Here is a 26,239-nt window from a genome sequence, read left to right as displayed (position 1 = left end):
TTCTGTCAGGCACTCCTTAGGCGTGTTTCTGATACTTCTTTCTTCTTCCATGTGGAATCCCAGACGAGGGGATGGGGAGCGAACCGAGGGCTCGGTGCCCGGCCGCGCTGCCCTTCCGGCCGCTCGGGCGCGGGCAGAGGTGCAACCCAGCCCTTGTCGACCAGCACATGGATGGCGTCCTGCACGGTCTCGGACGTCACGCCCTCCGGCCCCCACGAGTTGCCGTCCACGCCACGCTGCGCGTCCCGGACGGTGAAGGGCTCCCGTTGTTTGTCGCCCTTGCGGCGGCGCAGCCACTCCAGTACGTCCCGGGCCGGCATGAGCTTGGCGTCCCGGTTGGCACCCATCAGATCGAGGCACAGCCGGGCGTGCGTCACGAAGTACGGGGCCATGGCGAGCGCTGCCTTGAGCTGCGCCGCCTCCACCCGGGTAGCGTCCGGGTCGTCGTAGAGGGTGATGAGCGCGGCGATCCGGGCGAGCTTGCCGGGCAGCTTGCTTGCCCACGAAGCCATCGGGTGTAGGTCCCCGCCCCGGCGCAGCCGCTCTTGCATCTGCTCCTGGAAGAGGTACATCACCTCGCTGGCCTCGTCGGTGAAGGTCACCGCGCGGACCATGGAGTTCTTCCACAGGCCGTGGACGAGGCGGCCGAGCCGATACCGCAGGTCATCCATCACCTCAGCCGGGATGGGGACGGAGCCGCGCGGGTCCTGGTGGCCGAGGCGGGATGCCGGGAAGCCGTACAGGAAACGCTGCACGAACCCGTTGTGCAGCATCTCGTCGTCCTTCTTGCGGCCGAGCTGCTCCAGGATGATGGGCTGGACGAGCAGGCCGATGGTCAGGTGGGCGCTCTCCATCTCGATGGAGTCCCGGCCGACGCGGTCGACGGGCATGGCCTTGCCGTCGTAGGCATCGAGGGCGAAACCGGTGTCCGAGGCACCGCTGTTGTAGAGGCCGCCCATCTGCTTGATGAGAGTGCCCTCGGAGTGGATGACGCCCATCCGCCCGGCCTGCTGCGCCGCCTTGACCGGCATGGCGGCCGGGGTGATGTCGCCGAACAGGAGCCGGGGCACCGCGGGCACGGGGCCCATTTCCCGCAGCTCCTTCTTGGCGAGCTTGGCCTCATCCATGCGGAGCGCCCGCAGGTCCGGCTTGGCCTTGATGGCTGCCTTCTCGGCGTCGTCGAGGCGGGCTTGCGCAATCTTCAACTCCTGCTCGGCGTCTTCGATCTCGGGGATCGCGTTCGCCTGCAGCTCCCGTTCGAGGCCGCGGAGCGTGTCGCTGAACGGGGCCTCGGCGGCGCTCTTGCGCTCACCGGCTCCGGCGACAGTGGCTGTCCACAGCGAGAGGGCCTCGGACCAGCCGGGGCGGATGCGGACCTGCACGCGCCCGCCGACGGCCACGGAGATAGCTGGTAGGGCGATCATCGCTGGGATGTCCGGGGCGACTTGCACCTGCGCAGTGACGGCTTTGACCACAGCCGCCAGGTTCGGCCCCAGCAGCTCGACGGGGAACGCGGCCAGGGTGGGTCGGTCGATGGAGAGAGGCTCCTCCCAGCCGTCCTCTACCCCTAGGGACTGCCTGACAGAAATGACAGAAGTCCCGTTCGCGCTGTGCCCTGGTAGCCCCCGTGGTGGCATGTGGTCGCGCCCGGTCGGGGGCCACGGGTGCCGTGGCTGAGTCATGCCAGCGCGCAGTCCGGACTCGATCGTCGGGAGCGCGCGGCCCTCGGGGTGGTTCCCGCCCCGGGCCGCGGCGAGCAGGTGCTCGCGCGCCTCGCCCTCGCTCAGCGCCCCGGCTCCGACCAGCGTGCCGATGTTGAACGCGGCCGCGTTGATCGTGTTGTTCTGGTCGCCGTCCGGCGCGCCGGTGATCGCGTCGCACTCTTCCTGCACGACCTTGCGGGTGTAGGCGTCGAGCCGGTCCATGGGGATCGTGATCCCGGTGACCGGCCCGGCGGGGGCCGCGGGCCGTGAGGTGAGGGCGATGAGCAGCCACTCGGGCGCCTGCTCCGGCGGCTGCTCGGCATCCTCCAGCGTGTAGATGACGCCGGATTGGTGGAGCGACCCGGGCCCGATGACGTAGGCGTTCCCGGCGCGGACGTCGCCGTCGAACTTGCCCTTCAGCACGCCGAGCCCGTTGCCGAGCTTCAGCCCGGCCGGGGCCCAGAGGTAATCGTGGTAGCCCTTGGCGGTGCGCACCCGCATCGTGGCGGGCCACGTCTCGCCCAGGGCCTTGGCGACGTCCTCGATCGCCCCGGGCCGGTCGCTGTCCACGACGAGTAGCTGCTCGCCCTCCGGCCCGCGGCAGGCGCCGACGGCGACGCCGACATTCTGAGGGCGCTCGGCGAGGAGGCGACGGATCTTCTCGGGGTCGATTGTGTGCTCGCGGGTGAACGGCACGGATGGGTGCTTGCCCCGTTGGTCGCAAGTCGCCGGGTCGTGGCCGCGACCGATCCCGGAGCACTGGATCAACTCTGGGTGGTCGACGGGGAACGCGGCGAACTGGCGCTCTGCGAGCCACACGCCACCGGCCACCGGGGTGGACGGGTCGGCGATCGGCTCCGTCTCGTTGGTCACCGTGTCACCACCGGGAAGTAGTACGTGCCGGTCGGGCGCCCGACGCACCGTGATCTGCGCGGGCAGACGCGGGATGCCGAAGCCAGGCCGGCGGGGTGGACGTGCTGGTTGTCGCAGAACGGACAGTCGACGACGAGCAGTGCGCGCGGCTCGCCGTCTTCGTGCTGCGTGTCGCGGTATGCGACGAGGCGGGCCGCGGCGGCGGCCATGCCCATGCGGGACGGTGGCGGCTGGATCTCCGCCTCGTCCTGCTCGGCGTCCTCCCCGAGGAGCGGGAGGACGCTGGTGCTGCTGTTCACGAACGTGCTCTCTTCTACGAGCGGGGCCAGTGGTGTTCGTGAGTGCGCGAGCGGCCCCGGGCCTGGGATGGCCCGGGGCCGAGCGCTCCCGGGATCAGCCGGGATTTCGGAGACGGGCGATGGTCTGCTGGTGATCCGCTGCGAAGTGGCGAAGGTGTCGCTGCGCCTCGCTCGCCACGAACGCCCACCGGGTGCCGGTCGGGACGTGCACCTCGATCTGCCGTGCCGCGAGGAAGAACGTCGACGCGATCGCGTGGCCGAGGAAGCTGGAGGCTCTTTGCAGTGCAGGTTCGCCGAGCCGGACGATCGCGGTGTGGCAGTCAGTGGACCGCTTCGTCTGTTGGTGCAGGTCGTCCAACACCTCGGTACTGGTGTCGTACCGACCGGTGAGGTCGACAACGGCGACGAGCCGCACCTCCGGTACGGGCACCTCGGCAGGGGGCGGCCCCTGCGGCGGCTGCTCCCCACCTTCAGCGACGGCCGCGAGGGGAACGGGGCCGAGGCCGGCGGGCCACTGGCCAGGGCGGTGTTCGGTCATGCTGCTGCCCTCCGTGCCTCGGGCTGGTGGAACGCGGTCCTGATCACGGCTCGCTGCTCGTCGGTCAGCGGCGGGGCGGAGTCGACGATCGCGTCGATGCGCGCCCAGTAGGCGGCGTTCCGTGCCGGGTCGTCGAAGCGGACAGGCCGGGCCGGGGGACGTCGAGAGACCAACTTGCCCTCCGTGGACAGTTCAGGCCCCGCGCCTGAGGTCAAGGACAGCACGGATTCCGCGACGTGTTCCCCCTGCCCGGATTCCTCGGGGCGGGCCGGGCGGCCGGGGGCGCCCACGAGCTGCGCACCCCCGGCCGTCACGGTGGCGGTCGCCGCGCTCACGCGGACACCCCGGTCTTCTCCGCACACTTCCGGGAGATCAGGCCCACGATCTGGTCCATGACCCCCTGCGGGTCCTGAGCGCGGTCGATCTCGTAGTGGATCTGCCCCCACATGGCGCGGACGTTGTCGTCCTCCGCGTCGTAGTACTTCTCCCGGACGGCTTCGAGGATCGGGTGCTCGCTGAAGTCGGCGTAGATCCCGAGGAACTGGCGCACCATGAGCCCGCTGGTCTGCCGGGGGTCGTAGACGATGTGGTGCCCGTCGTCGTCGAGGCGGTGGGTGAAGAAGGCGTCCGGTCCGAGGTCGGCCTGTTCGATGTGGAGGGGCTTCTTCTGGGAAGGCTCGGGCAGCGTGGCGAAGTATTCGCACATGCGGTCACGGAAGGCGTTGAACCCGGCCTTGGTGGTGAGGGTCGTCATGCCGTCACCGCCGGGTGGGCGAGGAGCTGACGGACGGCATGGAGCCGCTCGGCGGGGTCCTGGCCGGAGGGGACGACGATGGCCTTCCTGTCGTCCGTCTCAAGGTAGATGGCAGCGAACTTGTCGCGGTACTCCTCGCCGAGGAGGGCGATGTTCCACTCCTCGAAGGCAAGTCCGCGGGCGGTTGCCAGGGCCTCGGGGTCCGCGTGCGTGATCTGGGTGGTCATGCCGCCGCTCCCGTCTGCTCGATGCCCGCGATGGCCATCTCGACGGCGGTCTTCGGGGAGCCGGAGGCGACGGCGAAGACGATGACGTCGTCGCAGAACTTCTCGAAGGCGGCCGAGGAGGACTTGCGGCTGCGGATGGTCGTGCGGAGCGTCTCGACTTCGTTGATCGCCTGCTGGACGGTGTCCGTCATGCCGTCACCCCCGCGCGCAGCTGGGCGGCGATGCCCTCGGCCAGGGAAGCGGCCAGCTCGGGCGTGTACCAGTGGGGGATGACCTTCTGCATGGCCTCGTCGACGACCTCGGGCAGCGCGGCGATGAGGTTGTCGAGGCTCGCGATGCGGATGCGGTCGACCATCTGGTCGGCAGGACTGAGGGGCTGGCTGGTCAACGGCGTCGTTGCCGTGTCATGGTTCATCAGAGCTGTTCCCGTTCTCATTGCGTGGGTTCGTGGGCTTGCTCGACAGAGGCGGCCGGCTGGTACCCGGCCGCTTCGTCGTTTCCGGCGGACGCTCCCGGCTGGTACACGGGAGCGGCCGCGACGTCCCGGTCCGGGATGTACGGCCTCAGGAATCCCGCGAGCTCGCGCAGGTCAAGCACCGTGGCGAGGCGGTACAGGGATTCCAGAGAGAGCTGCTTCTCGCCGCGTTCGACCTTTGAGAGGTGTCCGGGGTCGATTCCCGCGCGAGCAGCGACCGTTCGCAGTCCGAGGCCCCGGGCCGTGCGAACAGCACGTAGCGGGGAAGGACTGCGCATCGGTGTTGAATCAGTGCGCATGGGTGGAGAGTAGGCGTGCTGTTGCCTCAGATGCAAGCGTGACTCAACATCTGTGTGCATGAATCCTTCGATGGTGTTGACTCATGGTCTACAGTCAAGGCATGCCTAAGTCGCAGAAGCCCCCCACGGGCGCCTCGCAGGAGTACGCGCTGACCATCAACCAGGTCGTCTCTCATAACCTGGGGAAAGCTCGCCGCAGTAGGGGGTGGACCCAGGAGGAGGCAGCCCGTCGCTTGGAGGCTGCAAGCGGAAAGAAGTGGACGGCGGCTACCCTGAGCGCGTCAGAGCGGGCGGTGGCCACGAGTCGTCCCCGGATTTTTGACGCGAACGAACTGATCACTTTTGCCCGCGTCTTCGAGTACCCCGTCGTTTACTTTCTTCTGCCGATCGAGCCGGATGACAAGAAGGGGACGAGGCCGGAAAACTTCCACTACTTCCTCGCGCGCCCCGGTGAAGCGGACGGCCACCAGAGTGAACCGCTTCTGGACATGAGTGATCTGCTCTACTCGGTCATCCCACTGCGCTATCCGGCAGCCGTGATCGACACCGTGAACAGGCTCCTTTCGCCCAAGGGAATCGTCTGGCAGCCGTATGCGGAAGTGGCCTGGGATCACGAGACTGAGCGAGACGACTACGACACATGGAGATCCCTCAACGAGACTGGAGAAGGGCCACCAGTCTCCCTCGATGACTGGAAAACAATCGTGGACTTCGTCACCCTGCAAGAGAAAATTCCTGCGCCGAGGCTGCTCCGTCTTATGGCTGACGCTTTGGATACGCCTGTATCCGAAGAGAGTTTTGCGGCAGAGGATCCGCCCTTTTAACGAGAGGCGCTTGTGCGTCGCTTCCACTCGAAGTGGACTGCGTCGTAGTCGAAGTACCCGCCATCCGGCATCCGCCCCTGGCGCGGCGTCTTCAGCGTCACCTCGACCAGCGACCGCAGCACCGTCCGCTTCCGGTCCAACGGCAGCGCCCGCCACACCTTCCGCGGATCCTTCGCACCCACCAGCTCCACCAGCGGATCCACCAAAGCCGCACGCGCCAGCTGCTGCGTGATCCCCTCCATCTGCCCACGAGCCGTGTCCGTGCCCTCCGCGAACTGCACCTCGTCGATCTGCCCGGCCCCGTACATGCCGGCCAGATTCCGCATCCGGCCGCGGATCTCCTCGGTCTCCGCCTGGAGCGCGGCCACGTCCACATCGTCCGGGGTGGGCAACAGCAACTCGTGGGCGTCATCGCGTGACAGCCGTTCCACGAGGGTGTCCTCGACGTACTGGTCGACGATCTCCGCACGGCGGCCGCCGCCGTGTGCACTCCGGCACCGGTAGCTGGGGAACCGGCGGCCGCCGGACTGGGTGACGTACACGAACTCCGGGCAGTCCCCGCGGCCGCACCGGTAGAGCATCGAGCCCAGCCACTTCGGCTGCGTGCCGCGGCTCGTCCGGCGTGACGGGTCCGACAGGATCGCCACGACGGCCCTGAACTTCGCCTCGTCGACGATCGCCTCCCACTTCCCCCGGCCGACCTCCTGGCCCTTGTAGACGGCGATCCCGGCGTTCCTGGGACGCATCAGCATGTCCCGCATGTCGGTGTGCGTGACCGCGTTCCCGCGCGTCGTGGTCATGCCCTTAGCGGCGCACCACTGCACCAGCGACCGGATCGACCCGCCCGACAGCATCATGTCCGTCCACGTCCGCAGTGCCTCGGCCTCCTCGGGCACCGCCTTCAGCATGTCCAGCTCGGGGACCTCGACCTCCTCGCCGGTCTTCCGGTCGACCTTCGTGCGCACCTCGCCCGTGGGCACACCCCAGCCGAACGGCCGGATGCCGCCCGCCCACTCGCCGGCCATGGCCTTCTGCTGCCGGGCCCGGGCGACGCGGTGCCCCTTGTGCTCGGACTCCTGGCGGGCGACGGCGCCGAGGATGCGCGCGGTCATCCGGCCGGACGGCGTGGCGAGGTCGATCGTTCCGGCCTGCACGGTGTGCGTGGAGATCCCACGCCGGTCGGACAGCTCGATGTACTCCTCCAGCTCGACGATGGAGCGGGTGAGCCGGTCGGTGTGCCAGACGATGACGACGGTGGCCTTGCCCTCGTCGAGGTCGGCGAGCATGCGCCGGTAGTCCTTGCGGAGTTTCCCGGAGAACGCGGACACGTCGTTGTCGACGTACACCTCGACGACGTCCCAGCCGTTACGTTCTGCGAGGGCCTCGCAGTCCTCGCGCTGCCGGTCGACGCCGAGGCCGGCGCCCGTCCTGTCCTGAGAGATGCGGCAATAGATCACCGCGCGCGTCCGGGCTGTACCTGCTGCAACGTCGACTGCGCTGCGGAGACTTGGGCTCATGCCCATCAGCATCGCAGGCTAGCGGTGTCACTGTCCCAGGTTCGGGAAGACCACGTTGTTGAGCGCGTTGCTGGGGCTCGTCGGGCCGGGCGAGCGGATCGTGCTCGCGGAGGACTCGGCGGAGCTCAGGCCGGACCATCCGCACGTCGTACGGCTGGAGACCAGACCCGCCAACCAGGAGGGCGCCGGGCTCGTCACGTTGGAGGACCTGGTGCGGCAGGCGCTGCGGATGCGGCCGGACCGGCTGGTCGTGGGTGAGGTGCGGGGGCCCGAAGTGGTGCATCTGCTGGCCGCGTTGAACACGGGCCACGAAGGCGGCTGCGGGACCGTGCACGCGAACGCGGCGGCCGATGTACCGGCCCGCCTTGAGGCGCTGGGAACGGCTGCCGGGCTCGACCGGGCCGCTCTGCACAGCCAGTTGGCGGCCGCGCTGTCGGTCGTACTGCATCTCGTGCGCGACCGGGCCGGGCGGCGGCGGATCGCCGAGGTGCGGGTGCTGGAGCGGGACTCCTCGGGCCTGGTGCGGACGGTGCCGGCGTTGCGGTGGGGTGCGGAGGCGTTCGCGTACGAGCGGGGGTGGGAGCGGCTGCGGGGGCTGCTGAGCGGTTCTGAGGGTGCGTTGCGGGGGCTCGTGGGGGAGGCGGGGTGACTTCGGAGCGACGGGGCGACGGAGGCGGCGACGGGGATGACGGCGGACGGCTCGGATGCCGGAAGGGACTTGGTGGTCGGAATGGGGGATCGGGATGAGTGAGGCGTCGGTGGGGGCGATGGGCGTGGCTGTGGGGTGCCTCGGGGTGGCCCTGTGGCTGGTGGGCGGGCAGCGTGCCGGGGCACGCCGGGCGCAGGCGCTGCTGGCGGGCGTCGGGGTGATGGGGGCCGGGCCTCCGCTGTGGCGGCGGCTCGTGGCGGAGGTGCTGCGGGTCCGCGGACGGCTCGGGTTCGAGTGGTGGGCGGCAGTCGCCGGACTGGTGCTCGCCGTACTGGGGGCTTCGGTGCTGCCGGTCGTCGCGGGGGCGGCCGGGGTGCCGTTGCTGCGACGGGTGCGGCTGGCCCGGGAGGCGCGGCGGGTGCGCGGGCGTCGGGCGGACGCGGTGATCGCGCTGTGCGCGTCGGTCGCCGGGGAGGTGCGGGCGGGACGGCAGCCGGGAGAGGCGCTGGTGCTGGCTGTGCGGGACTTCGAGGGGGCGGGGGTCGGTGGAGGGGGCTCGGGTGGGCTCGGGTCCGGCGCCTCCGGTTCGGGAGCCCCCGGGGTCGGCCGGCACGCCTTCCCGAGGCTGGGGGCGGAGGTCTTGCCGGTGTCCGGCGGGTTCGGGGAGGCGCAGGCGGCTGTGCTGGCGGCGGCTCGGTTCGGCGGGGATGTTCCCGGGGCGCTTGCGGTGGCGGCGCGGCGGCCGGGAGCCGAAGGTCTTTCGGGGCTCGCCGCGTGCTGGCGGGTGGCGGTGGACCAGGGCGCGGGGCTCGCGGCCGGACTCGATCGGCTCGAAGGGGCGTTGCGGGCCGAGCGGGACCAACGGGCCGATCTGCGCGCTCAGTTGGCGGGAGCGCGGTCCACGGCGTGGATGCTCGCCGCGCTGCCGGCCCTGGGGCTGGGCCTGGGTGCCGCCCTCGGCGCCGACCCCCTGCGCGTCCTCCTGCACACCGGTTCCGGACTGGGGTGTCTGCTGGTCGGCGGAGTGCTGGAGGGCGTCGGGATGTGGTGGGCGATGCGGATCGTACGGGGAGCTGAGGCGGCGTGAACGCGGAAGTTGTCCACAGCCTGGGGGTGGTCGTGGGGGCGGCGTTGGCTGTCGCCTGGCTCGCCCGATCGGTCGCGGCGACGCGGCGCGAGCGGAGGCTACGGCGGCGCTTGGGTGAGTTACTGGCCGCTGCGGAGGCCACGGCCGGGCGCCCGTGGGACGAGAAGCGGGAGCTCGTGCGGCGGTGGCTGCCCGTGGTCGGCGTGGGCTGCGCCGGGTGGGTTCTGGTCGGCGGAGTCACCGGTGTCGTGGTCGGGCTGGTCGTCGCGGCGGGGCTGTGGCGGTGGCGGCTTCGACAGATGGCCGGGGTGGGCGCCCAGGAGGCCGACGCACGCGAGGCGGCCCGGCAACTGCCGCTCGCCGCCGATCTGCTGGCCGCCTGTATCGCGGATGGTGCCGGTCCCGTGATCGCGGCGCATGCGGTCGGCGAGGCGTTGGGCGGTCCCGTGGGAGAGGGCCTCGCGCGTGGGGCGGCGGAGGTGCGGCTCGGCGGGGAACCGGGCGAGGCCTGGCGCAGGCTCGCCTCGACACCGGGCGCCGGGGCACTGGCGCGGCTGCTGGAACGGGCCGATGTGACCGGACTGCCGGCGGCCGGACCGGTCGCCGGGCTCGCGGCGGACGCCCGCGCCGATTGGGGGCGTGCCGCGACGGAACGGGCCAGGCGGGCCGCCGTGCTGGTCACCGCACCGGTGGGGCTGTGTTTCCTGCCCGCGTTCATCGCCGTCGGCGTACTGCCGATCGTGATCGGGCTCGCGGGTGGAGTGCTGGGAGGAGGTGGGCGATGACGGACGGCGGTCGGTGAGCCGACGGACGAGCGGTACGGACAGGTAGTCACAGGTAGTCAACGGGACTGATCCTTACGGGGGTTGAGATGTACAAGACGGTATGGGCGCGGATGCGTGGCCTGGTGTGCGGAGCGGTGGGCAGGGCGCGGTCGATGCGTGAGGACGCGGGGATGGTCACCTCCGAGTACGCGATGGGGATCGTCGCTGCGGTGGCGTTCGCGGTCGTGCTCTACAAGGTGGTGACGAGTGGGGCCGTCAGCGCGGAGCTCCAGGCCATCGTGAAGCGGGCGCTCGATGCGAAGGCGTGAACGGGCGGCGGACCAGGGGTTCGTGACGGCGGAGTCGGCGATGGTGCTGCCCGTGCTGGTGATGTTCGCGATGGCGCTGGTGTGGGGGCTGCTCGTGGTGGCCGCGCAGATCCAGTGTGTGGACGCGGCCAGGACGGGCGCCCGCGCGGCGGCCCGCCAGGACCCCGCCGACGCGGTCGTCAGGGCGGCCCGGGACACGGCACCGCACGACGCGGAGGTGACGGTCGCCCGGGAGGGCGACCGGGTCCGCGTGGTGGTCGTGGCGAGGCCACCCGCACTGGACGGCCTGCCCTTCGAAGTACGGGAGGAGGCCGTGGCATTGGTGGAGGAGACGATGGGGGGAGGGGGATGAGCGGCGGTTCGGCGAAGGGCGGGGCGTCGGAGCAAGGGGGCGACACCGTTCGGCTCGCCACTCTGCGCCGCGCCGCCGTTCGGCTCGCCCCCCTGCGCCCTGCCGCCGCCTGCTTCGCCACCTTGCGCCGCGCCGCCGTTCGGCTCGTCACTCTGTCCCGCGCCGCCGCGTGCTTCGCCAACGTCCGTCGGGTCGTTGTCCGCTTCACCGGTGCGCACGTCGCCGCTGCTCGGTCCGACCGTGGCTCCGCCACTGTCTGGAGTGTCGGTGCCATCGCGGTGCTGTGCGTGGTCTTCGGGGGCGTGCTCGCGCTCGGGCAGGCCGTCGTCGTACGGCATCGTGCGGCTGGTGGGGCGGATCTCGCGGCGCTTGCGGCGGCGGACCACTGGGCTGACGGTCCCGTGGGGGCCTGCGCCCGGGCGGAGGGCGTGGCGCGGGCCCAGGGTGCGCGGCTCGTGCGGTGCGCGATGGTCGGTGAGATCTCGGACGTGACGGCGGCCTCGGGAACGGGGCCGTTCACGGCGGAGGTCAGGGCAAGGGCGGGGCCTGCGGGGCCGGTTCCGGCGGAGACTCCGCTGCCACCGGGCTCCGAGGGGGCGCCGCGCCCTGGTGATCCGGCATCGGTGCCTCGGAGAGCCCCGGCACCCCAGGAGCACCCTCCTCCGGTGCCCCCCGCAACAGCACCGTGAGCAGCCGTACGGCCCCCCTCTTGTGCAGTGGGTCGTTGCCGTTGCCGCACTTGGGGGACTGGATGCAGGACGGGCAGCCGGCGTCGCACTCGCAGGAGGCGATGGCCTGGCGGGTGGCGGTGAGCCAGGCGTGGGCGGTGTGGAAGGCGCGCTCCGCGAAGCCCGCGCCGCCCGGGTGACCGTCGTAGACGAAGACCGTGGGGAGCAGTGTGTCGGGGTGCAGCGGGATCGACACCCCGCCGATGTCCCAGCGGTCGCAGGTCGCGAAGAGGGGCAGCAGGCCGATCGAGGCGTGCTCGGCGGCATGCAGGGTGCCGCCGAGGATCTCCGGGTTGATCCGGGCCTCGTCGAGCTGGTCCTCGGTGACCGTCCACCACACCGCGCGCGTGCGGAGCGTACGAGGAGGGAGGTCGAGTTTCGTCTCGCCGAGCACTTCACCGGTGATCAGACGTCTGCGGAGGAAGGAGACCACCTGGTTGGTGACCTCGACGGAGCCGTAGCACAACCTGCCCTCGCCCCAGGGGACTTCGACGTCGGTCTCCAGGACGGCGATGGACGTCGTGTCTCGGGCGACCGTCGAATACGACGGGCTCGCCTCCTCGACCAGTGCCACCGAGTCCTCCAGGTCCAACGACCGGACCAGGTACGTACGGCCCTGGTGGAGGTGGACCGCGCCCTCGTGGACGGTGGTGTGGGCGGCGCCCGCGTCGACCGTGCCGAGGAGGCGGCCCGTGCCGGACTCGACGATCTGGATCGGGGTGCCGCCCTGGCCGCGGATGTCGGTGAGGTCGGCGGCCCGTTCCCGGCGGGTCCAGTGCCAGGCCTTGGTGCGGCGGCGCAGGAGCTTCGCGGACTCCAGCTGCGGCAGCAGATCCTCCGTCGCAGGGCCGAACAGCTCCATGTCCTCGTCCGTCAGCGGCAGTTCCGCCGCCGCCGCGCACAGGTGGGGAGCGAGGACGTACGGGTTGTCCGGGTCAAGGACGGTGGACTCCACGGGTTGGTCGAAGAGGGCCTCGGGATGGTGGACGAGAAAGGTGTCCAGGGGGTCGTCGCGGGCGACCAGGACGGCCAGGGCGCCCTGGCCCGCGCGGCCGGCCCGGCCCGCCTGCTGCCACAGGGACGCGCGCGTGCCGGGGTAGCCGGAGATCAGCACGGCGTCCAGTCCGGAGACGTCGATGCCGAGTTCCAGGGCGGTCGTGGCGGCGAGGCCGAGCAACTCTCCGGAATGGAGGGCCTGTTCCAGGGCTCGGCGCTCCTCGGGGAGGTAGCCGCCGCGGTACGCCGCCACACGGCGGGCCAGGGTGCGGTCGACCTCGGCCAGCCGCTCCTGGGCGATCACGGAGATCAGCTCGGCGCCGCGCCGGGAGCGGACGAAGGCCACCGAGCGCACGCCCTGCACGGCGAGGTCGGTGAGGAGGTCGGCCGTCTCCGCGGTGGCCGTTCGACGGACGGGGGCGCCCTTCTCGCCCTGCATCTCGGTGAGCGGGGGCTCCCAGAGCGCGAAGACCAGTTCGCCGCGCGGGGAGGCGTCGTCGGCGACCTCGACCACCGGGAGGCCGGTCAGGCGGCGGGCGGCCGCCGAGGGCTCGGCTGCGGTGGCGGAGGCCAGCAGGAAGACGGGGGAGGCGCCGTAGCGGGCGCAGAGGCGGCGCAGGCGGCGCAGGACCTGGGCCACGTGGGAGCCGAAGACACCCCGGTAGGTGTGGCACTCGTCGATGACGACGTACTTGAGCGCCTTCAGGAAGGAGGACCAGCGGGCGTGGGACGGGAGTATCCCGCGGTGCAGCATGTCCGGGTTGGTGAGGACGTAGTTGGCGTACTGGCGGATCCACTCGCGTTCCTCGAACGGCGTGTCGCCGTCGTAGACCGCGGGGCGTACGGAATTGGCAAGCGGTTGTGAAAGTTCCTTCACGGAGCGGCACTGGTCCGCTGCCAGGGCCTTCGTGGGGGCCAGGTAGAGCGTGGTGGCGCCGCGGCCGTTCGGGGCCTCCGAGCCCTCCAGGAGGGTGGAGAGGACCGGCACGAGGTACGCCAGGGACTTGCCGGAGGCGGTGCCGGTGGCGACGACGACCGACTCGCCGTCCAGGGCGTGTTCGGCCGCGCGTGCCTGGTGGGCCCAGGGATGCTCGATGCCGCAGGCCTGGACGGCGGCGACGACCTCCGAGCGGATCCGGTCGGGCCAGACGGCATGGCGACCCTCGCGCGGGGGCAAGTGCTCCGTATGAGTGATGCGCGCAGCCCGGCTCGGCCCGGCGGCGAGCCGGTCCAGGACCGTGCTCGGCGTGGGGCGGGGACCGGCGTCCGTCGTGGCTCGATCGGATCGGAGATTCTTGGCCATCGGCACCGAGTGTGTCACTGGCGTGACGGACAATGGGACCAAGGCGTCGTGCACGCCTGCCGGTAAGTGATTGAATGCCATCGCGGCTGGCGAACCGTCCCGGGGGCTCTGCCGAGGTGTCCCGAGGGGCGACCGCTCGATAGCAAGGTGCTGGAGGATCCGTGGACCTGTCCCTGTCGACCGAGACCATCGGCGATCGCACGATCGTCAGGGTCGGTGGCGAAATCGACGTATATACCGCGCCCAAGCTGCGCGAGCAGCTGGTCGAGCTGGTGAATGACGGCAGTTTCCACCTTGTCGTCGACATGGAGGGCGTGGACTTCCTCGACTCCACCGGTCTCGGCGTGCTGGTCGGCGGCCTGAAGCGTGTGCGTGCCCATGAGGGCTCGCTGCGCCTGGTCTGCAACCAGGAGCGCATTCTCAAGATCTTCCGTATCACCGGTCTCACCAAGGTGTTCCCGATCCACACCTCGGTCGACGAAGCGGTGGCGGCGACCGACTGACCCGTTTCCGGGCCCGTGCCCGGATCGGCGAAGGACGTCGGCAGAAGTACCAGGAGGGGGTCCGGGCTTTCGGCGGCCCGGTCCCCCGACAGCACGCCCGTAGTTCCGAGGGGGACGCATGGCCACCGTTGAACTCCGTTTCAGCGCGCTGCCCGAGCACGTCAGGACCGCCCGTTTGGTGGCGGCGGCGGTGGCGCGCAGGTCCGGGGTGGACGAGGCCGTCCTCGACGAGGTCAGACTCGCCGTCGGCGAGGCCTGTACCCGTGCCGTCGGACTGCACCAGAGCGGCGGCATCACCTCGCCGGTCAAGGTGCTGTTGATCGAGGAGGAGAAGCAGTTCTCCATCGAGGTCGGCGACGAGGCGCCGCGTTCGGCCCCGGGTGACCGGGCTCCGGGCGCTGCGGGCGAGGACTTCGACGCGGAGACCGAAGAGGACGAGATGGGCCTCGCGGTCATCAGCGGCCTCGTCGACGACGTCGAGGTCACCGCAGGGGAACATGGCGGACAGATCCGTATGACCTGGCCGACCACGCCGCCGGCCGCGGTGCTCCCCTGAATCTGCCTCGCCTGAATCAGATTTCTGTTCGACATGCGGGAGGGCCCCACCAGCCGGTGGGGCCCTCCCGCATGTCGGCGTGGGCTTTCTGTGCCTACAGTGGTCTGGCGCGATGCATATCGTGAATTGGTTCACGATCTAGATATCGGTCGAGAATGCCCCCGGGGCATTACTGCTTTCAGGTTCTGTAAAGGCGAATTCCGTTTACCCGCGCCCTGTTTTGATCAGGACTGGGTACCTACAATCCGTCCACATCTTGAGCTCAGCCCAAGCGTCAAGGAGGACGAATGGCGGGGCTTTCTACCCCTGATCAGTTGGACCAGCCCACAACAACCCTCGCAGCCGCGGTGCTCACCGACGACAACCGGGTGCTGATCGCGGTCATCGCGGTCGTCGCCCTGGCGGCGCTCGTGGTGGCGGGGGTCCTGGTACGCCAGGTGCTCGCGGCCGGCGAGGGCACCGACAGCATGAAAAAGATCGCGAAGGCCATCCAGGAAGGCGCGAACGCCTATCTGGCACGCCAGTTGCGCACGCTCGGCGTATTCGCCGTCGTCGTGTTCTTCCTGCTCATGCTGCTGCCCGCGGACGACTGGAGTCAGCGCGCAGGCCGATCCGTGTTCTTCTTGATCGGCGCCGCGTTCTCGGCGGCCACCGGCTATATCGGCATGTGGCTCGCCGTGCGCAGCAATGTGCGTGTGGCCGCGGCGGCGCGAGAAGCCACTCCGGCGGAAGGCGAGCCGGAAAAGGATCTCACCGCCGTCTCCCACAAAGCCATGAAGATCGCTTTCCGTACGGGCGGCGTGGTCGGCATGTTCACGGTGGGGCTCGGTCTGCTGGGCGCCTCCTGTGTGGTGCTGGTGTACGCGGCCGACGCGCCGAAGGTCCTGGAGGGTTTCGGTCTCGGCGCGGCGCTCATCGCGATGTTCATGAGGGTCGGCGGCGGCATCTTCACCAAGGCCGCCGACGTCGGCGCCGACCTGGTCGGCAAGGTCGAGCAGGGCATCCCGGAGGACGACCCGCGCAACGCCGCGACCATCGCCGACAACGTGGGCGACAACGTGGGCGACTGCGCGGGCATGGCGGCCGACCTCTTCGAGTCGTACGCCGTGACCCTGGTCGCCGCGCTGATCCTGGGCAAGGCGGCCTTCGGCGACTTCGGACTCGCCTTCCCGCTGCTCGTCCCGGCGATCGGTGTGATCACCGCGATGATCGGCATCTTCGCGGTCGCGCCGCGCCGGTCCGACCGCAGCGGCATGTCCGCGATCAACCGCGGGTTCTTCATCTCCGCGGTGATCTCGCTCGTGCTGGTGGCGATCGCCGTCTTCGTCTACCTGCCGGGGACGTACGCCGACCTCGACGGGGTCACCGACACGGCGATCAGCGGCAGGGACGGCGATCCGCGGATCCTCGCCCTGGTCGCGGTGGCGATCGGCATCCTGCTCGCCGCCGTCATCCAGCAGCTGACCGGCTACTTCACCGAGACCAACCGGCGCCCGGTCCAGGACATCGGCAAGAGCTCGCTCACAGGGCCCGCCACCGTCGTCCTCGCGGGTATCTCGATCGGTCTCGAGTCGGCCGTCTACACCGCCCTGCTGATCGGCCTCGGCGTCTACGGGGCGTTCCTGCTCGGCGGCACCTCGATCATGCTGGCGCTGTTCGCGGTGGCGCTGGCCGGCACCGGTCTGCTCACCACGGTCGGTGTGATCGTCGCCATGGACACCTTCGGGCCGGTCTCCGACAACGCGCAGGGCATCGCCGAGATGTCCGGCGACGTCGAGGGCGCGGGCGCACAGGTGCTCACCGACCTGGACGCCGTCGGCAACACCACCAAGGCCATCACCAAGGGCATCGCCATCGCCACCGCGGTCCTCGCGGCCTCGGCGCTCTTCGGGTCGTACCGCGACGCGATCACGACCGGCGCGCAGGACGTCGGCGAGAAGCTCAGCGGGGACGGCGCGCCGATGAGCCTGATGATGGACATCTCGCAGCCCAACAACCTCGTCGGCCTGATCGCCGGCGCGGCGGTCGTCTTCCTCTTCTCGGGGCTGGCGATCAACGCGGTGTCGAGGTCGGCGGGTTCCGTGGTGTACGAGGTGCGGCGGCAGTTCCGCGACCATCCCGGGATCATGGACTACAGCGAGGAGCCGGAATACGGCAAGGTCGTCGACATCTGCACCAAGGACGCCCTGCGCGAACTCACCACGCCCGGTCTGCTCGCCGTGCTGGCGCCGATCTTCATCGGGTTCACCCTCGGGGTCGGCGCGCTCGGCGCGTTCCTCGCGGGCGCGATCGGCGCGGGCACCCTGATGGCGGTGTTCCTGGCGAACTCCGGCGGTGCCTGGGACAACGCCAAGAAGCTCGTCGAGGACGGTCACCACGGTGGCAAGGGCAGCGAGGCCCATGCCGCCACGGTGATCGGTGACACCGTCGGCGACCCCTTCAAGGACACCGCGGGCCCCGCGATCAACCCGCTGCTGAAGGTCATGAACCTGGTGGCGCTGCTGATCGCCCCGGCGGTGATCAAGTTCAGTTACGGCGACGACAAGAGCATCGGCGTACGGATCTTCATCGCCGTCCTCGCGTTCCTCGTGATCGCCGGCGCGGTCTACGTCTCCAAGCGGCGTGGCATCGCCGTGGGTGACGAAGACAACGAGGAGAAGGTGGCCAAGTCGGCGGATCCCGCGGTGGTTTCGTAGGCCCCTCGACGGCCGTTCGGTGAGGCCCCAGCTCAAGGGGTGGGCGGGCGGCGCGTGTTCATGCGCCGCCCGCCCTCCTTGTGCGTGCGCGCCCCTCGGCCGTGAGGCTTCTCTCGCTTGGTGCAAACAGTTGCAAATGGTGCCATCTGCGTCATTCGGTGTGTGGGTGTGGTGTCTGTGCCGTGTAACGTCCGGTGGCCGAGAGGCCATGGAAGGGACCAATCCGGTGAACAAGAAGCTCGCGGCCGCACTGTCCGGCGGTGCGGTACTGGTACTGGCACTGACGGGATGCGGTGGCAGCGAGGACAACAAGGAACTCGACGCCTGGGCCAAGAAGGTCTGCGACCTGGTGCCGGCCCAGAACAAGAAGATCACGGCGGCCTACGACGCGATCACCAAGGCGGCCGAGGACACCGAGAGCACTCCGGCGGAGCTCCAGAAGGCCGACTCCCAGGCCTTCCAGGACCTGTCCGACGGCTACAAGGCGCGCGCCACGGTCATCCGGAACGCCGGGGCGCCTCCCGGTGCCGAGGAGGGCGAGAAGAACCTCCAGGACGCCGTCAAGCAGCTCACGGCCCTCTCGACGGCCTACGCCGACATGAAGACCCAGGTGGACGGGCTCGACACCAAGGACCAGGCGAAGTTCGCGAGCGGCCTCAAGGACGTCTCGGCCGAGATGAAGAAGGTCGAGACGCAGCGCCAGACCGCCCTCGCCGCGCTGAAGAAGCTGGAGTCCGGCGACACCAAGCAGGCGCTGGCCGAGCAGTCGGGCTGCAAGCAGGTCTCGGCGTCGGCGTCGGCGACCGACAGCTGAGTGGCCGGGTTCGAGGAGGCGGGTCGGCGCGGGCCTCGGTGGCCTTCGGCGGCGTGAGGCTTGGCGCACCTGTCGGCGTTGACGACCTGGGTCTGGCGTATGTCGGTCTCGATGACCTTCGGATCAGCGTCCTCGTCGGTCTGAAGCCGCTCGCCGCTCGTGACTCGGCGTCGGCCCTCGCCTGCGGCGGCTGAGTGGCCCCCTGAGTTCTCAGAGGGGGCGTGCCGTGGGCGGGTGCGGGCCACAATGGTGGCGTGAGTACCTCGAGTCTGCCGGCACTGCCCGCCGCCCCCGCCTCTGGCCGTCACGACGTCACCACCCGGTTGCGGGAGGCCCTGCTCGGGGCCTCCTTCACCGCTGACGGGCTGCTCGAACTGCTCGGTGCGCCCGCGTACGCGGCGCTCGCGCGCAGCGAGACGGTCCCCGCGCTCCGGGCGACCCGCGGGGACACCCCGCTGGAGGTGCTCGTACGTCTGTTCCTCCTCCAGCAACCGGTGCCCCATGCGCGCGTGGCGGACGTCCTGCCCGTGGACGCGTGTCTGGAGAGCGGCTGGCTGATCCGTGTCGGTACCGATGAGGTGGCCGCGACGGTGGACGTACGGCCGTACGGCGGGTCCGGCGGCGAGGACTGGTTCATCGTGTCGGACCTGGGGTGCGCTGTCGGCGGAGCCGGGGGCATCGGAAGCCGTGAGGAGGGCGTCGTCCTCGGAGTCGGTGGTGCTTCCACGACCCTCGCGGCCATCACGGTCCGTACGGCCGTGTCGTCGGCCCTCGACCTCGGGACCGGGTCCGGAATCCAGGCCCTGCATGCCGCGCAGCACGCCACACGCGTGTGCGCGACCGATGTCAACCCGCGCGCGCTGCACATCACCGCGCTCACGCTGGCGCTGTCCGGCGCCCCCGCGGCCGATCTGCGGGAGGGCTCGCTGTTCGAGCCGCTCAAGCAGGGGGAGACGTACGACCTGATCGTGTCGAACCCGCCGTTCGTGATCTCGCCCGGCGCCCGGCTGACGTACCGCGACGGCGGGATGGGCGGGGACGATCTGTGCCGCTCGGTCGTTCAGGGGGCGGGGGAGCTGCTGAACCAGGGCGGGTTCGCGCAGTTCCTCGCCAACTGGCAGCACGTGGAGGGGGAGGACTGGCAGGACAGGCTCAGGTCATGGGTGCCGCGCGGCTGCGACGCGTGGATCGTGCAGCGCGAGGTGCAGGACGTCACCCAGTACGCCGAGCTGTGGCTCAGGGACGCCGGCGACCACCGCGGTGACCAGGCCGAGTACCAGGCGCTCTACGACGCCTGGCTGGACGAGTTCGAGGCGCGCAAGGTGAAGGCCGTGGGCTTCGGCTGGATCACCCTGCGCAGGACGGGCTCCGCCGTGCCCGCGATCACCGTGGAGGAGTGGCCGCACCCGGTCGAGCAGCCGCTCGGCGACGCGGTCCAGGCGCACTTCGAGCGCCTCGACTACCTGCGCGCCCACGATGACGCGGCCCTGCTGGAGGCCCACTTCAAACTCGTGCCCGAGATCGTCCAGGAACAGGTCGGGCTGCCCGGCGCGGAGGACCCGGAGCACGTCGTGCTGCGCCAGCACCGCGGGATGCGCCGGGCCACCCAGGTGGACACGGTCGGCGCGGGCTTCGCCGGCGTGTGCGACGGCTCGCTGAGCGCGGGCCGCATCCTGGACGCGATCGCCCAGCTCATGGGCGAGGACCCGGTCGTGCTGCGCGACCGTACGCCCGCGCAGATCCGGCTGCTGGTGGAGCAGGGGTTTCTGGAGCCGGCGTGAATCCGGCGGGGCGTGCCCGCTGAGGCGCCCCCGCACCCCTGGGGCTTCTGCGCCCGGTCTGGCGGGATTGGCCCCGAAAAGGCCTCCTGTCAGTGGTAGGTGCGAAGCTACCTTCGAGAGACAGAGCTGACGCGTTCTCGGGGGAGGCGCGCTGTCTCGGGCTCAGGTCTCGGGGGGAGGCGTGATGGCGGGGGAGACGCCGGATCACGGCGAGGGCAGGATCATCAACGGCCGGTACCGGCTGCTGCGGACGCTCGGCGCGGGCGGCATGGGCCGTGTCTGGCTCGCGTACGACGAGGAACTGGCCTGCGAGGTCGCGATCAAGGAGATCGCGCTTCCGGACGTGCCGATGGACGCGACCGAGACGGCCCAGCGCATTGCCCGGGCCCGCAGCGAGGCCCGGCACGCGGCCCGGCTGCGCGGCCATCCGCATGTGGCGACGGTGCACGACGTGGTGATGTACGAGGGACTGCCGTGGATCGTCATGGAGTACGTACCGGACGCGGTGGACCTCCAGGCGGTCGTACGGCGTTCCGGGCCCCTGCCGCCCGCGCAGGTGGCCCGCATCGGTCTCGCCGTCCTCGACGCCCTCACCGCGGGACACCGCATCGGCATCCTGCACAGGGATGTGAAACCGGCCAACATCCTTCTGGCGCCCGACGCCTCGGGCGACCCGTACGCACGCGTGCTGCTCACCGACTACGGCATCGCCCTCCAGCCCGAGTCCGGTGAGCCCCGGCTCACCGCGACCGCCGGCATCCTCGGCACACCGGGCTATCTCGCCCCGGAGCGCGCGCGGGGCGAACCGCCCACCCCGGCCGCCGACCTGTTCTCCCTGGGCGCCACGCTCTACGCCACCGTCGAAGGCCATGGCCCCTTCGACCGCCACGGTGAGTACGCCACGCTGACGGCCCTGCTGGGCGAGGACCCCACCCCGCCCGTCCGGGCCGACGAACTGACGCCGGTGCTGTTGGGACTGCTGGTCAAGGACCCCGTGCGCAGGTTCTCGCCGGAAGCGGTCAAGCGGGGGCTGGAGGGGGTTGTGCTGGGCTCTGCGGGAGCCTGGGGCGCGGTCGGCGGTGGGGCCGTGGGTGCGTTCGGCCCGCCGGCCGGAGGCTGGGGTCCCGGGCCCGGTACTCCACAGACACCGGGTACTCCGCAGACACCGGGTGCGCCGCCGACGCCGAACACTCCAGTGGGGGCGAGTGGGGGCGGCGGCTCGGCCACGCCGCCGTACAGCGCGTGGCCGCCACCTGCCGGACAGTCGCCGGAACCGGGCAATCCCTATGCGCAGGGCGGGCGTTCACCGTTGGGAGGTGGTGAGGGTTCGGCCGGTCCGTACGGCAGTGCGGCTCCCCAACCGCCGTATGCCGGCAGTGGCCAAGCGACCCCGTACGCCGGCGCGCAGCCCTACGGCGGGAGTGCTCCGGCGTCCCCTTCGGGCTCGGCGCTGTACTCGGGCGACGGCGCCTCGCAGCCGTACGGAAGCGGCCCACTCGGTGGATACGGCGGTCCGGGCGGCCCACCCGGTGGATACGGCGGCGCGGGCGGGCCGACCGCCCCTGGCATGCCCACCGCCGCGGGCACGCCAACCGTCTTCGGCAATCACGGTGCGGGCGGATTCGGCGGACCGGGCGGGCCCGGGGGCCATGCGCCCCCGACGCCCGCCCGGCGCCCCGCTAGGAAGCGCCTCGCGCTCGTCGCGCTCGTCGTCGGGGGGCTTCTCGTCATCGCGGGCGGCGCGTGGGGAGTCGTGTCGCTGGCCGGGGACGACGGCAAGAAGGACACCGCGACCAAGTCGTCGCCCTCGGCCGGCGCGAGCGGCTCACCGGGGACCCCGTCGCCGACCGGGCCCGTGCTGCCGTACGGCGATCTGGTCGGGCTCGACGAGCCCCTGGAGACCGGTGACTGTGTGCAGGCGGTGTGGTCGGGGACGCCGTTCAGGTCGGCGCCGAACCTCGGTGTCGTGGACTGCGCGGACGACTGGCCGGACGGCCAGGTCGTGGCGGTCGACATGGCCACCGACTTCGCCGACGCCAGGGCCCAGGGCGCGAAACGCTGCGCGAACCTGAGCCGGCCCGTCGTGGACGCGCTGCCGGACGCGGCCGGGTACGCCGTACTGCCGACCGAGGAGGGCTTCGGCGCGGCGGGCAGTGGTACGGCATGTCTGGTACTCGGCCGCCATGCCGCGATAGGCGGTGAGGTGGGCAGCTTCCGCGATCTGGGCACCGACCTGTGGGTCGGTCAGATGAGCGTCGGCGACTGCTGGGTCTACCAGCAGCTCGACGACGGCTACAAGGCACCGCTCACCGACTGCGCGAAACCCCACACCGACCAGGTGATCGGCACTGTTCAGGCCCCCGCCGAAATGAGCTACAAGAAGGGCACCGACAACGCGACCAAGTTGTGCGGCAACAAATTCGAGTCCACCTGGGCGCCCAGTCAGCAGCGTCTCGTGTACGGCTGGGTGGCCGACGAGGACGACTGGAAGAAGGGATTCAACAAGATCGTGTGCACGGTGAGCCTGACCGACAACAAGCAGTCGAGCGGGAAGATACCCCCGCCCGGCGCGGTCTGAATCCGGTCGGTTTCCGTACCGAATCCGGTGCGCGCCCGATCGGGGATGCACGGGATCCGGGTGAGAACCCGGGCGAGAATCGGACGGCATCCGTCGGGCGACCTGGGCGACCTCTGCGGGGTTGGGGCGGTCGGCCGGGGCCCGGTTCCGGGAGGAGTCCACAGCCGCGTCGGCGCGGCGTTCACCCGGGGTTCGTCTGTGCGCCGCCCGCGCGTGTCACTCTCCATGGCAGCAGCACGCGCGGACGGGAGAAAAGGGGCACGGGGAACCATGGACAGCGGACCGGCGATCTTCGCGGGAGTGGTGTTCGCCCTGTTCGGGGGAGGCCTGCTGATGTGGACCGCGGCCCGTGTGCGCCAACGCCAACCCGTCGCCCATGGTGTGAGTCCCGTCGCATCCGCGACCGTCGCGACCCTCGCCGCGCTCATCACGCTGGCCCTCGCCGCATGGTGCTTCACCCGCCTCTAGAACGCCTGCTGGGACGCCTCGCCAAGTGGGTCGGCCGGCAATTGGGAGATCACCCTCCGGATGGCCTCGAAAAGGCCGGTGGGCACTCCGGGCGGCAGGAATGGCGGTAGTCGGGTTACCGTTCGAGTGGCCGTTGCGGGCTTTTCCCGTTTGACACGGGGGCGGGATGTACCGTCACACTCCGCAGCGTCAGCATGACCCGACCCCGGGAACCAAGGCCTGGGGAGTGATCCCAGCGTCGACCGGAGAGAAGAGCGAAGTTGTCCCCGACCAGCGAGACCGCACAGGGCGGCCGCCGACTCGTCATCGTCGAGTCGCCTGCCAAGGCGAAGACGATCAAGGGCTATCTCGGCCCCGGATACGTCGTCGAGGCGAGCGTCGGGCACATCCGCGACCTCCCCAACGGCGCCGCGGAAGTGCCGGAGAAGTACACCGGCGAGGTCCGTCGGCTCGGCGTGGACGTCGAGCACGACTTCGAGCCCATCTATGTCGTCAACGCCGACAAGCGGGCCCAGGTCAAGAAGCTCAAGGACCTGCTCAAGGACTCCGACGAACTCTTCCTCGCCACCGATGAGGACCGCGAGGGCGAGGCCATCGCGTGGCACCTCCAGGAGGTCCTGAAGCCCAAGGTCCCGGTCAAGCGGATGGTCTTCCATGAGATCACCAAGGCCGCGATCCAGGCCGCCGTCGCCAACCCCCGCGAGCTGAACCAGAAGCTGGTCGACGCCCAGGAGACCCGCCGCATCCTCGACCGCCTCTACGGCTACGAGGTCTCGCCGGTCCTGTGGAAGAAGGTCATGCCGCGCCTGTCGGCGGGCCGTGTCCAGTCGGTCGCCACCCGGCTCGTGGTGGAGCGGGAACGCGAGCGCATCGCGTTCCGTTCCGCCGAGTACTGGGACCTGACGGGCACCTTCGCGACCGGCCGCGCGGGAGACCCCTCGGACCCGTCGTCGCTGGTCGCCCGCCTCCAGAGCGTCGACGGCAGGCGGGTCGCACAGGGCCGTGACTTCGACTCCCTGGGACAGCTCAAGAGCGCCAACACCCTCCACCTCGACGAGGCGAACGCCCGCGCCCTGGCCGCCGCCCTGGAGCAGACGCGGTTCGCGGTCCGCTCGGTCGAGTCGAAGCCGTACCGCCGCTCGCCGTACGCCCCGTTCCGTACGACGACCCTCCAGCAGGAGGCCTCGCGCAAGCTCGGCTTCGGCGCGAAGGCGACCATGCAGGTGGCCCAGAAGCTGTACGAGAACGGCTTCATCACCTACATGCGTACGGACTCCACGACCCTGAGCGACACGGCGATCACCGCCGCCCGCGCCCAGGTCACCCAGCTCTACGGCGCCGACTACCTGCCGTCGGCCCCGCGGACGTACGCCGGGAAGGTCAAGAACGCCCAGGAGGCGCACGAGGCCATCCGTCCCTCGGGTGATCGTTTCCGCACCCCGGCCGAGACCGGTCTGACCGGCGACCAGTTCCGGCTCTACGAGCTCATCTGGAAGCGCACCGTCGCCTCCCAGATGAAGGACGCGACCGGCAACAGCGTCACCGTGAAGATCGGTGGCACCGCGGCCGACGGCCGTGACGTCGAGTTCAGCGCCTCCGGCAAGACGATCACCTTCCACGGCTTCCTGAAGGCGTACGTCGAGGGCGCCGACGACCCGAACGCCGAGCTGGACGACCGCGAGCGCCGACTGCCCCAGGTCGCCGAGGGCGACGCCCTGAGCGCCGAGGAGATCACGGTCGACGGGCACGCCACCAAGCCCCCGGCCCGCTACACCGAGGCCAGCCTGGTCAAGGAGCTCGAAGAGCGCGAGATCGGCCGCCCGTCGACGTACGCCTCGATCATCGGCACCATCCTCGACCGCGGCTATGTCTTCAAGAAGGGCACGGCACTCGTCCCGTCCTTCCTGTCCTTCGCCGTGGTCAACCTCCTGGAGAAGCACTTCGGGCGGCTCGTCGACTACGACTTCACCGCCCGGATGGAGGACGACCTCGACCGCATCGCCGCCGGTCAGGCGCAGTCCGTGCCGTGGCTGAAGCGCTTCTACTTCGGTGAGACAGCGTCCGACAGCGGCTCCGCCGCGGGCGGCGCGGCCGACGCCGGCAACGGCGACGGGGACCACCTCGGCGGCCTCAAGGAGCTCGTGACCGACCTGGGCGCGATCGACGCGCGCGAGGTCTCCTCGTTCCCGGTCGGCAACGACATCGTGCTCAGGGTCGGCCGCTACGGCCCCTACATCGAGCGCGGCGAGAAGGACTCCGAGAACCACCAGCGGGCCGACGTGCCAGAGGACCTGGCCCCGGACGAGTTGTCCGTCGAGTTCGCCGAGGAGCTGCTCGCCAAGCCGAGCGGTGACTTCGAGCTCGGCGCCGACCCGGAGACGGGCCGTCAGATCATCGCCCGCGACGGCCGTTACGGCCCCTACGTCACCGAGGTGCTCCCCGAGGGCACCCCGAAGACCGGCAAGAACGCCGTGAAGCCGCGTACGGCCTCGCTGTTCAAGTCGATGTCCCTGGACACCGTGACCCTCGCGGACGCGCTCAAGCTGATGTCGCTGCCGCGGGTCGTCGGCGCCGACGCCGAGGGCCAGGAGATCACCGCGCAGAACGGCCGCTACGGGCCGTATCTGAAGAAGGGCACCGACTCGCGGTCCCTCCAGACCGAGGACCAGCTCTTCACGATCACCCTCGAAGAGGCGCTGGAGATCTACTCGCAGCCCAAGCAGCGCGGTCGCGCGGCCGCCAAGCCGCCGCTGAAGGAGCTGGGCACCGACCCGGTCAGCGAGAAGCCGGTCGTGGTGAAGGACGGCCGCTTCGGGCCGTACGTCACCGACGGGGAGACCAACGCGACCCTGCGCTCCGGCGACAGCGTCGAGGAGATCACCCCGGAGCGCGGCTACGAACTGCTCGCCGAGAAGCGGGCGAAGACCCCCGCGAAGAAGACGGCGAAGAAGGCGCCCGCGAAGAAGGCCCCGGCCAAGAAGGCGACGGCCGCCAAGAAGACCGCGGCGAAGAAGACGACCACGGCCGCCAAGAAGACGACGGCCAAGAAGACGACGGCGAAGAAGACCACCGCCACCGCGAAGACGGCGGCGGCCTCGAACACGGCGGCCGAGGACTGAGTTCGGC

General features: G+C 70.6%; 24 protein-coding genes and 2 pseudogenes. 15 read left to right on the top strand and 11 right to left on the bottom strand.

Translation table 11 applies throughout. The features are described from left to right. Positions 1–5: 5 nt before the first annotated feature. The 9 genes from ACI2L1_RS12045 to ACI2L1_RS12005 form a co-directional block, all read right to left on the bottom strand. Positions 6–2,576: a DUF3987 domain-containing protein gene (locus tag ACI2L1_RS12045; protein ID WP_404739202.1), complete on the bottom strand. Its 2,571-nt coding sequence runs from the start codon at positions 2,574–2,576 to the stop codon at positions 6–8. Further along, positions 2,573–2,875, bottom strand: a complete 303-nt coding sequence (locus ACI2L1_RS12040) for a hypothetical protein (protein WP_404739201.1) — start codon at positions 2,873–2,875, stop codon at positions 2,573–2,575. Before ACI2L1_RS12040 ends, ACI2L1_RS12045 begins: the two co-directional genes overlap by 4 nt. A gap of 94 nt (positions 2,876–2,969) precedes the next feature. Continuing rightward, a complete protein-coding gene (locus tag ACI2L1_RS12035) occupies positions 2,970–3,413 on the bottom strand; it encodes a hypothetical protein (protein WP_404739200.1) in 444 nt (147 codons plus the stop codon). Beyond that, positions 3,410–3,748, bottom strand: a complete 339-nt coding sequence (locus tag ACI2L1_RS12030; protein ID WP_404739199.1) for a hypothetical protein — start codon at positions 3,746–3,748, stop codon at positions 3,410–3,412. The genes ACI2L1_RS12035 and ACI2L1_RS12030 overlap by 4 nt, the downstream gene beginning before the upstream one ends. Continuing rightward, on the bottom strand, positions 3,745–4,167 hold the full coding sequence (locus ACI2L1_RS12025; RefSeq protein WP_404739198.1) for a hypothetical protein: 423 nt from the start codon (positions 4,165–4,167) through the stop codon (positions 3,745–3,747). Before ACI2L1_RS12025 ends, ACI2L1_RS12030 begins: the two co-directional genes overlap by 4 nt. Beyond that, positions 4,164–4,394 carry a hypothetical protein gene (locus tag ACI2L1_RS12020; protein ID WP_404739197.1) on the bottom strand — a complete coding sequence of 77 codons (231 nt, stop codon included), beginning with the start codon at positions 4,392–4,394 and terminating at the stop codon, positions 4,164–4,166. Before ACI2L1_RS12020 ends, ACI2L1_RS12025 begins: the two co-directional genes overlap by 4 nt. Then, positions 4,391–4,585, bottom strand: a complete 195-nt coding sequence (locus ACI2L1_RS12015) for a hypothetical protein (RefSeq protein WP_404739196.1) — start codon at positions 4,583–4,585, stop codon at positions 4,391–4,393. Before ACI2L1_RS12015 ends, ACI2L1_RS12020 begins: the two co-directional genes overlap by 4 nt. Then, positions 4,582–4,809 (bottom strand): hypothetical protein, encoded by a 228-nt coding sequence (locus tag ACI2L1_RS12010; protein ID WP_404739195.1) that lies wholly within the window; start codon positions 4,807–4,809, stop codon positions 4,582–4,584. Before ACI2L1_RS12010 ends, ACI2L1_RS12015 begins: the two co-directional genes overlap by 4 nt. A 17-nt stretch (positions 4,810–4,826) precedes the next feature. Next, on the bottom strand, positions 4,827–5,168 hold the full coding sequence (locus tag ACI2L1_RS12005; RefSeq protein WP_404739194.1) for a helix-turn-helix domain-containing protein: 342 nt from the start codon (positions 5,166–5,168) through the stop codon (positions 4,827–4,829). A gap of 101 nt (positions 5,169–5,269) precedes the next feature. Between ACI2L1_RS12005 and ACI2L1_RS12000 the strand changes: the two genes are divergently transcribed. Beyond that, positions 5,270–5,992 carry a hypothetical protein gene (locus ACI2L1_RS12000; RefSeq protein ID WP_404739193.1) on the top strand — a complete coding sequence of 241 codons (723 nt, stop codon included), beginning with the start codon at positions 5,270–5,272 and terminating at the stop codon, positions 5,990–5,992. Here the strand turns inward: ACI2L1_RS12000 and ACI2L1_RS11995 are convergent. Beyond that, on the bottom strand, positions 5,989–7,449 hold the full coding sequence (locus ACI2L1_RS11995) for a recombinase family protein (protein WP_404739192.1): 1,461 nt from the start codon (positions 7,447–7,449) through the stop codon (positions 5,989–5,991). The genes ACI2L1_RS12000 and ACI2L1_RS11995 overlap by 4 nt on opposite strands. A 103-nt stretch (positions 7,450–7,552) precedes the next feature. Here ACI2L1_RS11995 and ACI2L1_RS11990 point away from each other — a divergent pair. The 6 genes and pseudogenes from ACI2L1_RS11990 to ACI2L1_RS11965 form a co-directional block, all read left to right on the top strand. Further along, a pseudogene (locus ACI2L1_RS11990) lies at positions 7,553–8,158 on the top strand (ATPase, T2SS/T4P/T4SS family); the annotation flags it as partial. Positions 8,159–8,252: 94 nt separating this feature from the next. Then, positions 8,253–9,245 carry a type II secretion system F family protein gene (locus tag ACI2L1_RS11985; protein ID WP_404739191.1) on the top strand — a complete coding sequence of 331 codons (993 nt, stop codon included), beginning with the start codon at positions 8,253–8,255 and terminating at the stop codon, positions 9,243–9,245. Then, positions 9,242–10,030 (top strand): type II secretion system F family protein, encoded by a 789-nt coding sequence (locus ACI2L1_RS11980; protein ID WP_404739190.1) that lies wholly within the window; start codon positions 9,242–9,244, stop codon positions 10,028–10,030. Before ACI2L1_RS11985 ends, ACI2L1_RS11980 begins: the two co-directional genes overlap by 4 nt. Positions 10,031–10,116: 86 nt before the next feature. Beyond that, positions 10,117–10,338, top strand: coding sequence for a DUF4244 domain-containing protein (locus ACI2L1_RS11975; RefSeq protein ID WP_404739189.1), 222 nt, complete (start codon positions 10,117–10,119; stop codon positions 10,336–10,338). Further along, entirely contained in the window at positions 10,325–10,690 is a 366-nt protein-coding gene (locus tag ACI2L1_RS11970; RefSeq protein ID WP_404739188.1) for a TadE family type IV pilus minor pilin, read from the top strand. The genes ACI2L1_RS11975 and ACI2L1_RS11970 overlap by 14 nt, the downstream gene beginning before the upstream one ends. Then, positions 10,687–11,178, top strand: a pseudogene (locus tag ACI2L1_RS11965) (Rv3654c family TadE-like protein); the annotation flags it as partial. The gene ACI2L1_RS11970 and the pseudogene ACI2L1_RS11965, both read left to right, overlap by 4 nt. A gap of 40 nt (positions 11,179–11,218) precedes the next feature. Here the strand turns inward: ACI2L1_RS11965 and ACI2L1_RS11960 are convergent. Continuing rightward, positions 11,219–13,798, bottom strand: coding sequence for a DEAD/DEAH box helicase (locus ACI2L1_RS11960; protein ID WP_404739187.1), 2,580 nt, complete (start codon positions 13,796–13,798; stop codon positions 11,219–11,221). A gap of 80 nt (positions 13,799–13,878) precedes the next feature. Here ACI2L1_RS11960 and bldG point away from each other — a divergent pair, with 80 nt between their 5' ends. From bldG to topA, 8 genes are all read left to right on the top strand, one after another. After that, entirely contained in the window at positions 13,879–14,220 is a 342-nt protein-coding gene (gene bldG / locus ACI2L1_RS11955; protein WP_404739186.1) for an anti-sigma factor antagonist BldG, read from the top strand. A gap of 118 nt (positions 14,221–14,338) precedes the next feature. Further along, a complete protein-coding gene (locus ACI2L1_RS11950) occupies positions 14,339–14,776 on the top strand; it encodes an ATP-binding protein (protein ID WP_404739185.1) in 438 nt (145 codons plus the stop codon). Positions 14,777–15,063: 287 nt separating this feature from the next. Continuing rightward, a complete protein-coding gene (locus tag ACI2L1_RS11945; RefSeq protein WP_404739184.1) occupies positions 15,064–17,472 on the top strand; it encodes a sodium-translocating pyrophosphatase in 2,409 nt (802 codons plus the stop codon). A gap of 208 nt (positions 17,473–17,680) precedes the next feature. Beyond that, on the top strand, positions 17,681–18,286 hold the full coding sequence (locus tag ACI2L1_RS11940) for a small secreted protein (RefSeq protein WP_404739183.1): 606 nt from the start codon (positions 17,681–17,683) through the stop codon (positions 18,284–18,286). Between the two features lie 254 nt (positions 18,287–18,540). Further along, positions 18,541–20,067, top strand: coding sequence for a methyltransferase (locus ACI2L1_RS11935; RefSeq protein WP_404739182.1), 1,527 nt, complete (start codon positions 18,541–18,543; stop codon positions 20,065–20,067). A gap of 184 nt (positions 20,068–20,251) precedes the next feature. Further along, positions 20,252–22,645, top strand: coding sequence for a protein kinase (locus tag ACI2L1_RS11930; protein ID WP_404739181.1), 2,394 nt, complete (start codon positions 20,252–20,254; stop codon positions 22,643–22,645). 270 nt (positions 22,646–22,915) lie between these two features. Next, positions 22,916–23,113: a hypothetical protein gene (locus tag ACI2L1_RS11925; RefSeq protein ID WP_404739180.1), complete on the top strand. Its 198-nt coding sequence runs from the start codon at positions 22,916–22,918 to the stop codon at positions 23,111–23,113. 260 nt (positions 23,114–23,373) lie between these two features. Continuing rightward, positions 23,374–26,232, top strand: a complete 2,859-nt coding sequence (gene topA / locus ACI2L1_RS11920) for a type I DNA topoisomerase (protein ID WP_404739179.1) — start codon at positions 23,374–23,376, stop codon at positions 26,230–26,232. Positions 26,233–26,239: the final 7 nt, after the last annotated feature.

It is taken from the genome of Streptomyces sp. NPDC019531 (assembly GCF_044903305.1).
Taxonomy (GTDB): Bacteria; Actinomycetota; Actinomycetes; order Streptomycetales; family Streptomycetaceae; genus Streptomyces.
Note: the sequence above shows the minus strand (reverse complement) of the source record. Positions and strands in the feature narration are given on the sequence as shown.

Excerpts from the sequence above, each read along its gene's own strand:
- ACI2L1_RS11945 (WP_404739184.1), top strand. The coding sequence starts at position 15,064 with ATGGCGGGGCTTTCTACCCCTGATCAGTTGGACCAGCCCACAACAACC.
- ACI2L1_RS12005 (WP_404739194.1), bottom strand. The coding sequence starts at position 5,168 with ATGCGCACTGATTCAACACCGATGCGCAGTCCTTCCCCGCTACGTGCT.
- ACI2L1_RS12020 (WP_404739197.1), bottom strand. The coding sequence starts at position 4,394 with ATGACCACCCAGATCACGCACGCGGACCCCGAGGCCCTGGCAACCGCC.
- ACI2L1_RS11925 (WP_404739180.1), top strand. The coding sequence starts at position 22,916 with ATGGACAGCGGACCGGCGATCTTCGCGGGAGTGGTGTTCGCCCTGTTC.
- ACI2L1_RS11930 (WP_404739181.1), top strand. The coding sequence starts at position 20,252 with ATGGCGGGGGAGACGCCGGATCACGGCGAGGGCAGGATCATCAACGGC.
- ACI2L1_RS12010 (WP_404739195.1), bottom strand. The coding sequence starts at position 4,809 with ATGAACCATGACACGGCAACGACGCCGTTGACCAGCCAGCCCCTCAGT.
- ACI2L1_RS11970 (WP_404739188.1), top strand. The coding sequence starts at position 10,325 with ATGCGAAGGCGTGAACGGGCGGCGGACCAGGGGTTCGTGACGGCGGAG.
- ACI2L1_RS11940 (WP_404739183.1), top strand. The coding sequence starts at position 17,681 with ATGGAAGGGACCAATCCGGTGAACAAGAAGCTCGCGGCCGCACTGTCC.
- ACI2L1_RS12025 (WP_404739198.1), bottom strand. The coding sequence starts at position 4,167 with ATGACGACCCTCACCACCAAGGCCGGGTTCAACGCCTTCCGTGACCGC.
- ACI2L1_RS11975 (WP_404739189.1), top strand. The coding sequence starts at position 10,117 with ATGTACAAGACGGTATGGGCGCGGATGCGTGGCCTGGTGTGCGGAGCG.
- ACI2L1_RS11950 (WP_404739185.1), top strand. The coding sequence starts at position 14,339 with ATGGCCACCGTTGAACTCCGTTTCAGCGCGCTGCCCGAGCACGTCAGG.
- ACI2L1_RS12035 (WP_404739200.1), bottom strand. The coding sequence starts at position 3,413 with ATGACCGAACACCGCCCTGGCCAGTGGCCCGCCGGCCTCGGCCCCGTT.
- ACI2L1_RS11985 (WP_404739191.1), top strand. The coding sequence starts at position 8,253 with ATGAGTGAGGCGTCGGTGGGGGCGATGGGCGTGGCTGTGGGGTGCCTC.
- ACI2L1_RS12000 (WP_404739193.1), top strand. The coding sequence starts at position 5,270 with ATGCCTAAGTCGCAGAAGCCCCCCACGGGCGCCTCGCAGGAGTACGCG.
- ACI2L1_RS11960 (WP_404739187.1), bottom strand. The coding sequence starts at position 13,798 with ATGGCATTCAATCACTTACCGGCAGGCGTGCACGACGCCTTGGTCCCA.
- ACI2L1_RS12015 (WP_404739196.1), bottom strand. The coding sequence starts at position 4,585 with ATGACGGACACCGTCCAGCAGGCGATCAACGAAGTCGAGACGCTCCGC.